This is a genomic window from Variovorax sp. R-27, from assembly GCF_049913215.1.
GTDB lineage: Bacteria > Pseudomonadota > Gammaproteobacteria > Burkholderiales > Burkholderiaceae_C > Variovorax.
The window spans coordinates 6,456,036-6,469,231 of record NZ_CP183984.1 but is presented as its reverse complement, the minus strand read 5'-3'; the positions used below and the strand labels follow the sequence as shown (position 1 = coordinate 6,469,231).

Below are 13,196 nucleotides of genomic sequence, written 5' to 3'. Positions count from 1 at the left end.
CGGCGATTGTCGCCACACGGCGCCCCGCGGGCTCACGCGCTTGCAGGTTGTTTGTAAAGAGAAAGGATATGGCCCGTGCGCGGGTCGCCCTTGCCCGCGAGCACCTGCGCGTAGGCGGCCTGCACTGCCTCGCCGCCATCGTGGTGTTCGGCGTGCAGCCAGGGGGCCTTCGCATCGGTGACGGTGGCCAGGAAGTTGTGCCAGGCCGCGACCATGCGGCGCCCGAATTCGTCGGGGCCCCATTCGGTGGTGCGCTTCTTGATCTGCGCCGGTGCGAAGAACAGCGTGGCGCGCGGGCCCGACAAGTCCTTGCCCGCGCCCTTGGTTGCAAGCTGCTCGACGTGCGTGCCGCCGATGGAGCTGCTGTATGCGAGATTCGTGAAGCGCTCGTGGATGGCGTTGCGCAGCGCGCCGTTGCCGGCGAAGTCGACGTACACGCAGGGCGTGTCGGCCGCGATGGTGTCGAGTGCTTCGTAGGTCACCACGCGGTCGTAGCAGCCCAGGCTTTCGCAGAAGGCCACGTTGGCGGGCGAGGTCAGGCCGATCACCTCGATGCCCTCGCGCTGGTGCAGCTGGAAGGCGGTGCCGTAGGCCGTCTTGCTCGATGCGCTCGACAGCAGCATGGTCTTCGCGCCGAAGAAATCGTTGTCGGCCATGAAGTCGTCGATCAGCCACGAGGTGATGAACAGCGGGCGCAGCAGGGCCTGGGTGTCTTCGGTGTCGGCCGTGTAGAGCGGGTCGCTCGCGCAGCGGAAGTACTGGTTGTAGACGGCGGGCAGCTCTGCGCGGTGCGGCGCCACGTCGGTGAAGCGCTCGGGCGAGAGCCGCCCGGGGCTCAGCACCGCGGCTGAAGCCATTGGCCAGTAGCCGTAGAGCCGTTCGCCCACCGCCACGCCCGGGTGGAGCGACTGCACGACGCTCGCAAAGCCCCACACGGGAATGCTGCCCCAGCCCTCTTCGCCGCTCGGGAAGAACTGCCAGTAGCTCATCGCGTCGCCGAAGGCGGCATATGTGATGTTGTTGGAAGTGAGCGCAAAGCTGTCGATGCGCACGCGCACCTGGCCGCCGGCGAGCGCTTCGTCGGTGGCGGTGTGCAGGCGCGTGGTGGCGAGCTGGTCTTTGCGGATGAGGAAGCTGGTGGTGCTCATGAGCGAGGCTCCTGGCAGTTGGTGTCCAGCTACGTTAGCCAAGCTTGATGAAAGGCGCTATCTCGCGGCGGGTTTTGGCGTCACCCGTGAGACATCGGCGGGCATGAAAAAAGCGGCCCGGCTTGTGGCCGGACCGCTTGTTCGCGTGTGCTCGGGGGAGCTTAGGCGATGGTGAGTTCGACGTCGATGTTGCCGCGGGTGGCGTTCGAGTAGGGGCAAACCTGGTGAGCGGTGTCGACCAGCTTCTGCTTGGCATCTGCATCCAGGCCGGGCAGCGTGATCGCCAGCTTCACGGCGATGCCGTAAGCCGCGCCGCCGTTCGTCGGGCCAAGGGAAACGCTGGAGTCGATGGCGACGTCTTCAGGCACCTTCACGCCGATCTTCGGGCCGACGGCCTTCATCGCGCCGATGAAGCAGGCGGCATAGCCGACCGCGAACAGCTGCTCGGGGTTGGTGCCGGGCTTGCCGGAACCGGGCGAGCTCAGCTTGACGTCGATGGCGCCGTCGCTGGACTTGCCTGCGCCGTCACGGCCGCCGACGGTGTGAGCTTCTGCGGTGTAGAGAACTTTGTCGAGCTTGGTGGTCATGGTGATTCCTTTGGTGATGATGAAGTGGAGGGAGGTTGGTGAAAGGCTTCGTTCTCTCTTGATGGGATCGACCGAAGCGGGAGAAAAATGTTGCGCTGCGTCAGGCTGCCTTCTTGATGCGGTCGCGCAGGGTCTGGATCTGCTGGGTGAGCGAAATCAGTTCGGGCACCGAGCATTCGGTGGCGGCCATCAGGCAGGCCGGCACGTTGGATGCGCGGCTCTTGAGCCTGCGGCCGGCAGCTGTCAGCGTGATGTGCACGCGGCGCTCGTCGGTCACGTCGCGCACACGGGCCACGTAGCCGTTGGCTTCGAGGCGCTTGAGCAGCGGCGTGAGCGTGCCCGAGTCGAGCGAGAGCTTCTCGCCGAGCTCGGAGACCATGAGGCCGTCTTGCTCCCAGAGGGCGAGCATCACGAGGTATTGGGGGTAGGTGAGCTGCAGCTTTTCCAGCACCGGCTTGTAGAGCCGCGTCATGGCCAGGGAGGCGGAGTACACGGCGAAACACAGCTGGTTGTCCAGCTTGAGCATTTCGTCGGCGGGGACTGGGGTGGAGCGCATGAGCTGAATTGTAGCGAGCAATTAGATTGTGTGCAATCTAATTTGCAAGCGTTGGTTTCAACGGAGGCTACAGTCTGCCGGGAACGGGCATTCTGAACCTGCAAGGCCAGTGAATCCAACTTTCATGTCCGCCTGTTGACCCGGCCCCTGGGGCAGCCCTTAAAAAGGGAAGAACGTCGAAAAAGGTTCTCTTCATGCAATCCACCGCTCGCTCTTTCAGTCCATCCGAAGCCGCGAGGCGGCTCGGTGTTTCGGCCAAGGCCTTGCGGCTCTATGAGCAGCGCGGGTTGGTGGAGCCTGGTCGTACCGCGGCGGGGTGGCGGGCGTATGGTCAGAAGGAGATGGCCCGGGCAGCCGAGATCGTCGCGCTTCGCGCGCTCGGCTTCAGCCTTGCGCAGGTGGAGCGGGCGCTGGAAGGCAATTCCCAGGGACTGGAGCCAACGCTGGCGGCGCACCAGACAGCGCTGGAAGCGCAGCTTCGCCAGCTTGCTCGCACGGTCGACAAGGTCCGTGGCTTGCGAAGCGAACTGGCGCAAGGCCGGACGCCGAGCATCGGCGAACTCACCGGCCTGCTGGCACCTGCTGCAGAGGTCCGCATCGCATTCGAACTGCCGTGGCCATGGGGCGGGGAGCTCTTCGAGCTTCGCGACATCCGCTCCCTGAACTACATCATTGGTCCGCTAGGCAGTGGCAAGACCCGGCTGGCGCAGTGCCTCGCCAATGCACTGCCCAACGCCGCCATGCTGGGTCTGGAGAGGCTTGAAGATGACGAGGTGGCAGCAGCAAAGTCGCGGCTGGATGGCGATCCCCTGCTGAGGTCCCGCGTCGACGAAGCCCTGACCTGGCTCGTGGAAGACGGCGCCACGCCGTCGGATGCCTTGATCGCATTGCTCGCGGGGCTGCAGGCCGATTGGCCGGATGCTTTGGTCATCGACATGATCGAACAAGGCCTCGACCACGCAACCCAGGAGGCATTGATTGCCTGGCTGCGCCGCCGCGGGCCCGGCGTGCGGCCCCTCTTCATGCTCACCCGCTCCTGCGCCATTCTCGACCTGACTGCCGTCGGCCCGGACGAAACCATCATCCTCTGCCCCGCCAACCACAGCCCGCCGACCCAGGTGACGCCCTATCCCGGCGCGCCTGGCTACGAGGCGGTTGCCACTTGCCTGGCTTCGCCTGAAGTGCGAGCCCGGACCGCGGGAGTCATGCAGCTGCAGGTGATGAAGAGACCCAGCCTCACCCCTTGAACCGCTTGCGCGTCAACGCCAACGCAATCCAGAACGCCACTACCGCATATACCGCCAGCACCGCCGCATGCAGCCACCAGTCGGTCGGCCACTGGTCCATGAAAAGCGGCCGCACCAGCGCCACCGCATTCGTCAGGGGCAGCCACGCCGCCACGGCCTTGACTGCGGAGGGCAGCTGTTCGAGCGGAAAGAACACGCCGCTCAGGAACATCATCGGCGTCATGAACAGCGTGAAGTAGTACGTGAAGAAGTCGTAGCCCTTCGCCAGCGCATTGAAGATCAGCGCGATCGACGAGAAGGTGATGCCCGCCCCGATCAGCACCATCCACGCAACGATGAGCTTCGGGCTGTGGCTGATGCCCAGCCCGAGCATCACGAACAAGATGGCCGTCACGGTGAAGATCGACTTGAACGCCGCCCACAGCATCTCGGCCATCACGATGTCGTCGAGCCCGACGGGCGCGTTCATGATGCCGTCCCATGTCTTCTGCACGTGCATGCGCGAGAACGCCGAATACAGCGCCTCGAAGCTCGCCGCGTTCATCGCGCTCATGCAGATCGACCCGCTCGCCAGGAACAGGATGTAGGGCACCTTCACGCCGTCGACCGACACCTGCCCCACAAGCGCGCCCATGCCGTAGCCGAAGGCCACGAGCCAGATCAGCGGTTCGGCGATGTTTCCGATCAGGCTGGGGATGGCGAGCTTGCGCCACACCAGCAGGTTGCGCAAAAACACGGGCCACCAGCGCAGCGAGATTTCGGGCGGGCGCCACACTGAAGGCGAAGGAGGCGCGGTCGCTGCAATCGGTGCGGTCGTCGTTGTCGTCATGTTCATGATCTAGCCGTCCTCGCGAATCTGGCGGCCGGTGAGCTTGAGGAACAGGTCCTCCAGATTCGCCGGCCGATGAAAGGTGCGCAGGCCGCTGTGCTGCGTCAGCGCATCGAGCAGCCGCCGCGCGTCCTGCGTGTAGAAGAACACCGTCTCCCCACTGACTTCCACGCGTGCCGCCATCGCCTTCAGCTCGGGCGATTCGGCCAGCGACAGCGCGCCGTTGCCATACACCTCGACCACGTCGGGCTCCAGGTGCTCGGCGATCAGATCGCGCGGGCGGCCTTCGGCGATCTTGCGGCCATGGTCGAGCACCAGCAGGCGCGAGCACAGGCGCTCGGCCTCGTCCATGAAGTGCGTGGTCAGCAAGATCGACTTGCCCTGCTGCAGCAGCACCTGCAGCCGTTCCCACATCAGGTGCCGCGCCTGGGGGTCGAGCCCGGTGGTCGGTTCGTCGAGCAGCAGCAGCTTCGGGTCGTTGACCAGCGCACGCGCCAGCGACAGCCGCCGCCGCATGCCGCCCGAGAGCTCGCCCGGCTTCGCATCGGCCTTGTGCGACAGCGCCGCGAACTCCAGCAGCTGCGGCACGCGTGCGCGCACATGCGCCTTGCTGAAGCCGAAGTAGCGGCCGTACACCACGAGGTTCTCGGCGCAGCTGAAATCCGGGTCGAGCGTGTCGAACTGCGTGACCACGCCCAGTTGCGCCTTGATGGCCAGTGCGTCGCGCGGCATCTGCAGCCCGAGTGCGGAGATGTCGCCGCCGTCGGGCGCGGTGAGGCCCAGGCACATGCGGATGGTGGTGGTCTTGCCCGCGCCGTTCGGGCCGATCACGCCCAGGCATTCGCCGGGCGCGATCTCGAACGACAAGTCGTCGACGACCGTGGTGTCGCCATAGCGCTTGCGCAAGTGGCTGGCGTGAAAGAGAGGTGCGGGGGAAGGGGAAGAGGATGTGGGCGGCACACAACCATTCTGACGCAGTCACCTGAAAATCACGGGCGCTCCAAGCCCTCGATAACCCGAGTCGAACCACGCCCCGGCGGCCTCACAATCGACGCCCAGTTGCATTGCGCGGTGGGAGGCCCAAGGATGCTGCGTTTCTGGTTGGTGCTGTCGGCTGCGCTGCTGCTCAGCGCCTGCGCACCTTTTCATCGGCCCCTGGCGGCTGCGGACCGCAACAAGGTCCAGGAAGTCGACGTACGCGTCGTCGTCGCGCAGGAGAGCTTCATGTTCTCCGCGCAGCCCCCGGGCGTGAGCGCGGCCACCGGCGGCGGGCTGATCGGCGCGCTGATCGACTCGTCGGTGCAGCAAACGCGCCAGAAGGAGATGAGCGCCGAAGTGCAGGCCATCGTCGGCCCGCTGCTCGACTACGACTACCGCGTGGAGGCGGGCAAGGCGCTGACCACGCTGCTTGCCGAGCCGAGCTCGTTCCCGCTGAAGATCCGCTCCTCGCAGGTGCTCGCGGCGATGCCGCTGAAGGCCGAGCAGGAGGCCCGCATCGCTGCCACGAAGACTGGCCCCGCCTACATGGTGCTGTTGCTGCAATACGCGCTGGAGCCAGGCCTCGGTGCCTTCACCACGCGCACCTCGGCCCTGCTCTGGCAGGACGGCCGCAGCGAGCCGAGCTACCGCGCCTCTGCCATCTTCCAGACGCCCATCGGCGGCACCGCGCGCGCTGCCGTGCTGCGAAGGCTCACCGCGAACGACGGGAAGGTGCTGCGCGGCGTGATGCGCGAGTCGATGGCACAGACCCTGCATGCGGTCGCGCTGGACATTGCCGGCGCCCGTTCAGGTAGCGTTAAGACTGCGCGATTCAATGTCAACGGTTCGTGGGTGACACTGGCCGGCCAGAGCTTCGACGAGCAGCCCGGCCGCGTGCTGTTCCGCGACCAGGACGGCGCCATGTATTCGGTCAGGAACACCGCCCCATGAGGCCACGCCAAGGACTTGCCATCGCCACCACTCTGGCCATACTCTGCGCCATGCCCACTCTCTCGCATGCCGTCACCGAGAGCGAGCCGCTCCCCATGATTTTCGAGCCCGCGCCCGAGCCGGCCGAACGCCCCAACAGCGTGCCGGCCGTGTCGCTGCGACTCGCGCGCGGCTGCACGCTGTACCTGCCGTCGATCGAAGATGCGCGCAGCAACAAGGCCAATGCCGGCAACCTCACCGTGATGCTGCCGACTGTGCACGCCACGCCCCGGTCCGTGCAGTCGCTGCGCAGCGGCGATGCCACCGGATGGACGCGCGGCGCGCTGCAATCGACGAGCCGCTACGGGTTCCAGGCGGTGCTGGGCGCACCGCCCGCGAGCGCCGGTGCCAGGCAGGTGACTGCGGACGTGGCCCTGCGCCTGGCCCACGCGTGGTCGGTCGATCTGAACCTGGTTTCGCACGTCGTGCTCAAGGTGAACTACCGCCTGCCCGGCGGCGAGACTGTCTTGCGCCAGTACCACGGCATGGGCACGCGCACCAACTGGGCCAGCGCCAATGGCGAGTTCATGTCGGTGCTGAATCTCGGCCTCGAAGAGGCGGTGCGCGGCATGGCGAGCGATGCCGCCGCGCTCTGCGATGGCCTGCCTTTGCCTGCGCCGGTGGTCGTGCCATGAAGAGCAGGCTGGAACTTCACCTGACCTGCGATGTGCCGCACGAATCGCAGATCCCGTTCTTTGTCGCGGTGTGCGAGCAGATCGGGCTGCGGCCGCTGCTGATCGACCATCACCGCGACAACGGCGGCGAGCGAAATCGGCAGCTCTCGGCTACCGCCTGGTTGCGCGCCGATCTCGAAGAAGCCAAGGCCGAAGCGATGGCGCTGGCGCAATGGCTGGCGCGGGCGGGCATGGCAGTGCTGGGCGTGAAGGTCGATGCGCCTGTGCAGGACGCCGACCAGCTCGACTGCGACGGCCAGTATTTCGAGTGGCGCGGCAAGCTGCGCCAGCAACAGTGCGACATGTCTGCGCTGCAGCAGCTGTGCGAGGCGCACGGCGCGCAGTTGTCGCGAGACAGCCTGCGTGAGGAAGCCTGCACCTGCTTCGTGACGCTGCGCAGCTGCGAATCCCTGGAGGAATTCACGTCGCGCGTATCGGCCGTGACCGGACAGCTCGAGCGCGACGGCTGGCCGGTGCTGAAGCAGGACTCGGAAATCTGCCTGCTCGACAGCCGCGAATTGCCCCGCAACTGCAGCTGCAATGACAGCTGCACCTAGAGCCTGAGCCCGCTGAACTCCATCTTCATCCACTCGATGAACGCCCGCGTGCGCGCGGGCAGCAGCCGCGCATTGGGATAGATCACGCTCACCGGCCGCGGCGGCGGCTCGAAGTCTTCCAGCACCAGCTTCAGCCGTCCCTGCGCCACGTGCGGCATCACCTGGTACGAGAAGAAGGTGCCGAAGCCCATGCCCGCTGCGCACGACTCGATGGCCGGCGCAAGGTGATTGAACTCCAGGCGATTGTTCGGCGTGACGCTGATCATCTTGCCGCCTTCGTGGAACAGCCACTGCGCCGGCGCGTCGACGCGGCCTCGCACGCAGGGCGCGCCGTTCAGGTCGCGTGGATGCGTTGGCGTGCCGTGCCGCGCCAGGTAGTCGGGGCTCACGGCCACCACGCGGCGGATGGTGCCCAGCGTCTGCGCCACCAGCGACGAATCTTCCAGCGGGCTGATGCGAATGCCCACGTCGATGCCCTCTTCGAGCAGGCTCACGGTGCGGTCGTACAGCCGCACGCTGCAGCGCACTTTTTCGTAGCGCTGCATGAAGCGCACGATGGCCGGCGCCACGTACATGTGGCCGAAGAGCACCGGCGCGGTGATGGTGAGCTGGCCCGCCGGCTCGCGCGCCTCGGCCTTCAACGCGAGGTCGGCGGCGTCGGCCGCGAGCAGCACCTCGCGTGCGCTCGACAGGTAGTGACGGCCTTCCTCTGTGAGCGAAAGGCGGCGCGTGGTGCGGTGGAACAGGCGCACGCCCAGGTGTGCCTCCAGCGCGGCGAGCGAGCGCACTACCGCGGGCAGCGAGGTGCCGAGCGCCTCGGCGGCGCGGGTCAGGCTGCCCTGGTCGGCAATCTGCACGAAGGTCTGCATGGCCTTGAAACGATCCATGGGGGCGATTAAACCGGAAAACGCAGTAGTCAAATACAGGAATGGCTATTCATTCATTCGGCGCAAGAGAGAAGAATCGAGGCACTGTCCCAGCCATCTCGAAAAAGGAACGCCTCCATGAACGCCGCAGTCGCCAATCGCCCCGCCCAGCCCATCAAGCTCTACGGCACCACGCTCTCCGGCCACGTGCATCGCGTGCGGCTGTTCCTCACGATGCTCGGCCTGCCCTTCGAGAACGTCGAGATCGACATGCGCAAGCGCGACAACCGCGCGCCGGAGTTCCTGGCGCGCAACCCCTTCGGCCAGGTGCCGGTGATCGAGGACGGCGACCTTACGCTGGCCGATTCCAACGCCATCCTGGTCTACCTCAACGAGCGTTATGCACCCGACCCCGCGCGCTGGATGCCGCGCGATGCCGTCGGTGCGGCGCGCGTGCAGCGCTGGTTCTCGGTGGCGGCGGGGCCGCTGGCGTACGGCCCGGCGGCCGCGCGGATCATGGCGCTGTTCGGCCACACCACCGACCCGACGGAGACCGTCAAGCGCTCGCATGCGTTGCTCTCGGTGATGGAGATGCACCTGCAGCAGCAGCCCTTCCTTGCCGGTCCCGCCGCCACGCTGGCCGACATCGCGAACTACGCCTATGTGGCGCATGCGCCCGAAGGCAGCGTGGCGCTCGATACCTACCCGAACGTGCGCGGCTGGCTTGAGCGCGTGGAAGCCTTGCCGGGCTTCGTACCAATGGTGCGCACGCCCATCGGGCTTGCGGCGGTCGCATGATCGCCGCGCCCTTCCACGCGGGCGAGCGGGCGTTGCAGGCCCTGGCGGGCTCGCGCGAGCAGATGGAGGTGGCCGGGCCGCGCGTCATTCGCGACTACATGCCCGACCAGCACCGCGAGTTCTTCGGGCTGCTGCCGTTCCTCGTGGTCGGCAGCCTCGATGCGGAGCTGCAGCCCTGGGCCAGCGTGCTCGCGGCACCTGCCGGCTTCGCGCATTCACCAGATGCCACGCACCTGCGCGTCGATGCGCTGCCCGTGTCGGGCGATCCGCTCGTTGGCCAGTTGAAGCAGGGCGCCACGCTGGGCCTGCTCGGCATCCAGCCGCATACGCGGCGGCGCAACCGCATGAACGGCACGGTCGAGGCGCTCGATGACGCGGGTTTCATGGTCGCTGTGCAGCAGAGCTTCGGCAACTGCCCGCGCTACATCCAGGCGCGCGAGCCGGTGTTCGTTTCGCCGCGTGCCGATGCGGCGCCGCAGGCGCAATGGCTCGACAAGCTCGACCTTGCGGCGCATCGCCTTATCGGCAGTGCCGACACGTTGTTCATCGCCACCGCCTATCCGAACGAGGTTGCGGCGGGCGACGAGGCCGATGCGAGTTCGCACGGCGTCGATGTGTCGCACCGCGGCGGTCGCCCTGGCTTCGTGCGCGTCGACGGCGATGACGTGCTCACCGTACCGGACTTCAACGGCAACCGCTTCTTCAACACGCTCGGCAACCTGGCGGCGCATCCGCGCGCGGGGCTGCTGTTCGTCGACTTCGACAGCGGCGATCTGCTGCACGTGGCGGTCACGGCAGAGATCGTTTGGGACGGGCCCGAGGTGGCTGAATTCGAGGGCGCGGAGCGGCTGATGCGCTTCCACGTCACGCATGCCTTGCGTCGCCCGGCGGCGTTGCCGCTTCGCTGGGGCGATGCGCAGCTGTCGCCTCACCTGGCGGGCACGGGTCAGTGGAATACGGGAATGCGCCCGTTGACCGACGGCCGGTAGCTCCAGCCGCGCAGGCGTTGCGCATCGAGGTCGGGCGCGCGACGCAGCAGGGCGTCGAGGCTGGCCGCTGCCAGCGTGCATGCCAAGGCCTGGCCGGGACACGCATGCATGCCGTGGCCGAAGCCGAGCATACGGCGACGGGCGCGCACGAGCATGAAGCCGTCGGGGTCGGGGTTGAACGCCGCGTCGCGATTGGCCGACGCCAGCAGCACCAGCACCGCATCGCCTGGGGCCAGCGGTGTGCCGGCGATGGTGACGGCTTCGGCGGCAAAGCGCCGTGTGTTGTGCACTGACGGATCATGCCGCGCCGTTTCTTCGACGATGGCCTGCAGGCCATCGCGCGTGTGAGTCGACGTGCGCAGCGAAGGCTCGCGCATCAACGCGATCAGGCTGTTGCCAACCAGGCCCGCCGTTGCATCGCAGGTCTGGGACAGCAGGCCGGCCACGTTCGCCAGCAGCGAGCGTGACAGCGTTGCGTCGCCCGCACTTTCGGCGAGCACGGCGGCGAGCAGCGTGCCGTGCCGTGGCGACTCGCTTGCCACCAGAACTTCAAAGCGCGTCATCAATTCGCCCGCCGCGGCGCTCGCACGCTGCAACTGCTCGGGCGTGGACAACGGCGACAGGCAGGCCACGAAGTCGCGCATCCACCGGTCCACCTGCGGCAGCGCGTCGTCGGCAAAACCCAGCAGGTGCGCGACGGCCTGCACAGGCATCGAGAACAGCGCGTCGGACAGCGGCTGCTGCTGCGGAACCCGCAGCGCTATCTGCAGGGCTGCCGCGTGCACCGCGTTCAGATCGAGCCCGGCCAGTGCGCGTTGCAGCGCGGGCCGGTGCGCCTGGTGCGCCACGCCGTCGTTCATGCGCACCAGATGGCCGAAAACCTCGCCGGCCGCACTGCCCACGATGGCGCGGGGCACCGGCTCGGCGGTCGGCCGTACACGCAACGCACCGTGCGCGAGCAGCACCTCTTCGATCACGTCCGCGCGGCTCGCGACCCAGAGCCGCAGCTTCTCGTTCCAAGCGAGCGGTGGCCCGTCGCGAAGGGCGGTGTAGTACGGATAGGGATCGGCATGCGTGACGGCCGCGACCGGGTCGGTGGGCATGTCGGCAAGAGTGGGGCTGTTGCTTTCGTTCATGGCGTCAGTGTGCGATCGAAGCCGCCGCCACACTTCGTCCGCGAACGAAGTGTCGGATGCGCCGCCGTCTTACGATGGGCGCATGGACACCACTGCTTCATCCGCCGATTTCCAATTGGCCCGCCTGGCCGGCGCCATCGCCGAACCGGCGCGCGCCCGCATGTTGAGCTGCCTGATGGACGGCCACGCGCGCACTGCCACCGAGCTCGCCACCGTGGCCGAAGTGGCCGCATCGACCGCCAGCGCGCACCTCGCGCGCCTGAAGGACGAACGGCTGGTCGATCTGCTGGTGCAGGGCAAGCACCGCTACTTCCGCCTCGCCAACGACGACGTCGCCGCCGCGCTCGAAAGCCTGATGGTGGTGGCCGGCGCGCCGCGCACGCCAGAGTTCAAGCCGAACACGCCGAGCCGCCTGCGCAGCGCGCGCACCTGCTACGACCACATGGCGGGCACGGCGGGTGTCGCGCTGCACGACAGGCTGCATGCGCAGGGCTGGCTCAGCGGCCTGCAGAGCGGCTCGTACGAACTCACGTCCGAAGGCGCGATCGCGCTGGAGAGCCTGGGCGTGGAGGTCGATGCGGTGCGGCGCTCGCGCCGCCGCTTTGCCTGCGCCTGCCTCGACTGGAGCGAGCGCCGTCCGCACCTGGGCGGTGCGCTGGGCGCTGCATGGCTGCAGCTGTCGCTGCGCCGCGGATGGGTGAGGCAGGAGCTCGACGGGCGGGCGCTCACGCTCACGCCGAAGGCGCAGCGCGAAATGCCCGAGCTTTTCGCGTGATGCTTCGAGCGATCAGGCCTTCAGCTTGAGCAGATAGATCAACGGCCCGGCCATCGCCGTATCGAGATCGAGGAAGCTCTCGAAGTCCTTGCCCGCCATCCAGTACGCGTCCCAGTTGTTGCGCTTGATGGTCTTCTGCCAGACATCGGCCGTGGTGGCGCGGCGCACGGCTTCGAGCAGCACGGCCTTGCGCTCGACCGGGACCTTCTTGCCGGTGAGCACGCCGCGCCAGTTGGCGAGGTCGGCGTCCACGCCCTGTTCACGCACCGACGGAATGCCCAGGAATGGCCGCTTCGACGACACGCCGATGGCGCGCAGCTTGCCGCTGGCCAGGTGATCGCTGAATTCGCTGTAGCCCGAGATGCCGGCGGCCGCCTTGCCCGTTTCGAGCGCCTCGACCACCTGTGCGCCGCCGGGGTGCGGCAGGTAGACCAGAGCCCCCGCGTTGCCGGCCACACGCGCCAGCATGCCGGCGTACATGTGGTCCACGCCGCCGGCCGAGCCGCCCGCGATGACCGTCTTTGCAGCATCGGCGCGCAGCTGCGCGATCAGGTCCTTCGGGGTCTTGATGGGCGAGTCGGCCTTCACCGCCACCACTTCGTAGTCGCTGGTGAGCCGTGCCACCGGCGCGACCTGCGCCATCGTGACGGCGGGCTTCTGCAGCGCCACCGCGCCGACCATGACCATGCCGCTCATCAGCAGGGTGTCGGGGTCGGCGTCGTATTTCTCGACGTACTTCGCCAGGCCGATGGTGCCGCCCTTGCCGCCGATGTTCTCGTAGCTGATGTCGCCCACCGCGCCCGACGCGATCATCGCGGCGCCGAGGGCGCGGCCGGTCTGGTCCCAGCCACCGCCTTCATTGGCGGGAATGACGATGCGCAGCTTGGTGGCGAGCTGCGGTTCGGCCGCGCTGGCCATCGTGGGCCAGAGCGCTGCGGGCATTGCGCCCGCGGCAGCTGTCGATGCGATCCATGCCGCAAGGCTGCGGCGAGAGAGGCCGGTCGGCACGAAATGCGACATTTTGTTTCCAGTTCCCTGTAAAAGTAACCGGATGATGTCCGAAAAA

Annotated in this window: 15 protein-coding genes; 7 read left to right on the top strand and 8 right to left on the bottom strand. The window is 67.3% G+C overall.

What is annotated here, in order from left to right:
- Positions 1 to 32: 32 nt before the first annotated feature.
- From ACN9MV_RS30415 to ACN9MV_RS30405, 3 genes are all read right to left on the bottom strand, one after another.
- Positions 33 to 1,148: a DUF2855 family protein gene (locus ACN9MV_RS30415; protein ID WP_426390669.1), complete on the bottom strand. Its 1,116-nt coding sequence runs from the start codon at positions 1,146 to 1,148 to the stop codon at positions 33 to 35.
- Positions 1,149 to 1,309: 161 nt separating this feature from the next.
- Complete coding sequence (locus tag ACN9MV_RS30410; protein ID WP_093058675.1) at positions 1,310 to 1,735, bottom strand: organic hydroperoxide resistance protein; 426 nt, start codon at positions 1,733 to 1,735, stop codon at positions 1,310 to 1,312.
- Positions 1,736 to 1,835: 100 nt separating this feature from the next.
- On the bottom strand, positions 1,836 to 2,291 hold the full coding sequence (locus ACN9MV_RS30405; protein ID WP_093080987.1) for a MarR family winged helix-turn-helix transcriptional regulator: 456 nt from the start codon (positions 2,289 to 2,291) through the stop codon (positions 1,836 to 1,838).
- A gap of 194 nt (positions 2,292 to 2,485) precedes the next feature.
- Here ACN9MV_RS30405 and ACN9MV_RS30400 point away from each other — a divergent pair, with 194 nt between their 5' ends.
- Positions 2,486 to 3,538, top strand: a complete 1,053-nt coding sequence (locus tag ACN9MV_RS30400; protein WP_426390668.1) for a MerR family transcriptional regulator — start codon at positions 2,486 to 2,488, stop codon at positions 3,536 to 3,538.
- On the opposite strand, the gene ACN9MV_RS30395 is transcribed toward ACN9MV_RS30400, so the two are convergent.
- Together ACN9MV_RS30395 and ACN9MV_RS30390 are read right to left on the bottom strand one after the other, a co-directional pair.
- Positions 3,528 to 4,373 carry an ABC transporter permease gene (locus ACN9MV_RS30395; RefSeq protein WP_426390667.1) on the bottom strand — a complete coding sequence of 282 codons (846 nt, stop codon included), beginning with the start codon at positions 4,371 to 4,373 and terminating at the stop codon, positions 3,528 to 3,530. The genes ACN9MV_RS30400 and ACN9MV_RS30395 overlap by 11 nt on opposite strands.
- Positions 4,374 to 4,376: 3 nt before the next feature.
- Entirely contained in the window at positions 4,377 to 5,327 is a 951-nt protein-coding gene (locus ACN9MV_RS30390; RefSeq protein WP_307616927.1) for an ATP-binding cassette domain-containing protein, read from the bottom strand.
- A gap of 126 nt (positions 5,328 to 5,453) precedes the next feature.
- Here ACN9MV_RS30390 and ACN9MV_RS30385 point away from each other — a divergent pair, with 126 nt between their 5' ends.
- Genes ACN9MV_RS30385 through ACN9MV_RS30375 form a run of 3 tightly spaced genes read left to right on the top strand, consistent with a single transcriptional unit; the run spans position 5,454 to position 7,566 of the window.
- Positions 5,454 to 6,296: a hypothetical protein gene (locus ACN9MV_RS30385; RefSeq protein ID WP_426390666.1), complete on the top strand. Its 843-nt coding sequence runs from the start codon at positions 5,454 to 5,456 to the stop codon at positions 6,294 to 6,296.
- Between the two features lie 50 nt (positions 6,297 to 6,346).
- Positions 6,347 to 6,970 carry a hypothetical protein gene (locus ACN9MV_RS30380; RefSeq protein WP_426390665.1) on the top strand — a complete coding sequence of 208 codons (624 nt, stop codon included), beginning with the start codon at positions 6,347 to 6,349 and terminating at the stop codon, positions 6,968 to 6,970.
- Positions 6,967 to 7,566: a hypothetical protein gene (locus tag ACN9MV_RS30375; protein ID WP_256331048.1), complete on the top strand. Its 600-nt coding sequence runs from the start codon at positions 6,967 to 6,969 to the stop codon at positions 7,564 to 7,566. Before ACN9MV_RS30380 ends, ACN9MV_RS30375 begins: the two co-directional genes overlap by 4 nt.
- On the opposite strand, the gene ACN9MV_RS30370 is transcribed toward ACN9MV_RS30375, so the two are convergent.
- Positions 7,563 to 8,453 carry a LysR family transcriptional regulator gene (locus ACN9MV_RS30370; RefSeq protein WP_426390664.1) on the bottom strand — a complete coding sequence of 297 codons (891 nt, stop codon included), beginning with the start codon at positions 8,451 to 8,453 and terminating at the stop codon, positions 7,563 to 7,565. The two genes, ACN9MV_RS30375 and ACN9MV_RS30370, sit on opposite strands and share 4 nt — an antisense overlap.
- Before the next feature lie 117 nt (positions 8,454 to 8,570).
- On the opposite strand from ACN9MV_RS30370, the gene ACN9MV_RS30365 reads away from it, so the two are divergent.
- On the top strand, positions 8,571 to 9,230 hold the full coding sequence (locus tag ACN9MV_RS30365) for a glutathione S-transferase family protein (RefSeq protein WP_426390663.1): 660 nt from the start codon (positions 8,571 to 8,573) through the stop codon (positions 9,228 to 9,230).
- Positions 9,227 to 10,219, top strand: a complete 993-nt coding sequence (locus tag ACN9MV_RS30360; protein WP_426390662.1) for a pyridoxamine 5'-phosphate oxidase family protein — start codon at positions 9,227 to 9,229, stop codon at positions 10,217 to 10,219. The genes ACN9MV_RS30365 and ACN9MV_RS30360 overlap by 4 nt, the downstream gene beginning before the upstream one ends.
- On the opposite strand, the gene ACN9MV_RS30355 is transcribed toward ACN9MV_RS30360, so the two are convergent.
- The gene (locus tag ACN9MV_RS30355) at positions 10,177 to 11,355 is read right to left on the bottom strand and encodes a cytochrome P450 (protein ID WP_426390661.1); all 1,179 of its coding nucleotides are present in this window, start codon (positions 11,353 to 11,355) and stop codon (positions 10,177 to 10,179) included. The genes ACN9MV_RS30360 and ACN9MV_RS30355 overlap by 43 nt on opposite strands.
- Before the next feature lie 82 nt (positions 11,356 to 11,437).
- On the opposite strand from ACN9MV_RS30355, the gene ACN9MV_RS30350 reads away from it, so the two are divergent.
- Entirely contained in the window at positions 11,438 to 12,130 is a 693-nt protein-coding gene (locus ACN9MV_RS30350) for an ArsR/SmtB family transcription factor (protein ID WP_093058685.1), read from the top strand.
- A 12-nt stretch (positions 12,131 to 12,142) separates the two neighbouring features.
- Here the strand turns inward: ACN9MV_RS30350 and ACN9MV_RS30345 are convergent, their stop codons facing one another.
- A complete protein-coding gene (locus tag ACN9MV_RS30345; protein ID WP_426390660.1) occupies positions 12,143 to 13,150 on the bottom strand; it encodes a Bug family tripartite tricarboxylate transporter substrate binding protein in 1,008 nt (335 codons plus the stop codon).
- Positions 13,151 to 13,196 lie beyond the last annotated feature (46 nt).

Coding starts and splice junctions, on each gene's coding strand:
- ACN9MV_RS30415 (WP_426390669.1), bottom strand. CDS start 1,148: ATGAGCACCACCAGCTTCCTCATCCGCAAAGACCAGCTCGCCACCACG.
- ACN9MV_RS30410 (WP_093058675.1), bottom strand. CDS start 1,735: ATGACCACCAAGCTCGACAAAGTTCTCTACACCGCAGAAGCTCACACC.
- ACN9MV_RS30405 (WP_093080987.1), bottom strand. CDS start 2,291: ATGCGCTCCACCCCAGTCCCCGCCGACGAAATGCTCAAGCTGGACAAC.
- ACN9MV_RS30400 (WP_426390668.1), top strand. CDS start 2,486: ATGCAATCCACCGCTCGCTCTTTCAGTCCATCCGAAGCCGCGAGGCGG.
- ACN9MV_RS30395 (WP_426390667.1), bottom strand. CDS start 4,373: ATGAACATGACGACAACGACGACCGCACCGATTGCAGCGACCGCGCCT.
- ACN9MV_RS30385 (WP_426390666.1), top strand. CDS start 5,454: ATGCTGCGTTTCTGGTTGGTGCTGTCGGCTGCGCTGCTGCTCAGCGCC.
- ACN9MV_RS30380 (WP_426390665.1), top strand. CDS start 6,347: ATGCCCACTCTCTCGCATGCCGTCACCGAGAGCGAGCCGCTCCCCATG.
- ACN9MV_RS30375 (WP_256331048.1), top strand. CDS start 6,967: ATGAAGAGCAGGCTGGAACTTCACCTGACCTGCGATGTGCCGCACGAA.
- ACN9MV_RS30370 (WP_426390664.1), bottom strand. CDS start 8,453: ATGGATCGTTTCAAGGCCATGCAGACCTTCGTGCAGATTGCCGACCAG.
- ACN9MV_RS30365 (WP_426390663.1), top strand. CDS start 8,571: ATGAACGCCGCAGTCGCCAATCGCCCCGCCCAGCCCATCAAGCTCTAC.
- ACN9MV_RS30360 (WP_426390662.1), top strand. CDS start 9,227: ATGATCGCCGCGCCCTTCCACGCGGGCGAGCGGGCGTTGCAGGCCCTG.
- ACN9MV_RS30355 (WP_426390661.1), bottom strand. CDS start 11,355: ATGAACGAAAGCAACAGCCCCACTCTTGCCGACATGCCCACCGACCCG.
- ACN9MV_RS30350 (WP_093058685.1), top strand. CDS start 11,438: ATGGACACCACTGCTTCATCCGCCGATTTCCAATTGGCCCGCCTGGCC.
- ACN9MV_RS30345 (WP_426390660.1), bottom strand. CDS start 13,150: ATGTCGCATTTCGTGCCGACCGGCCTCTCTCGCCGCAGCCTTGCGGCA.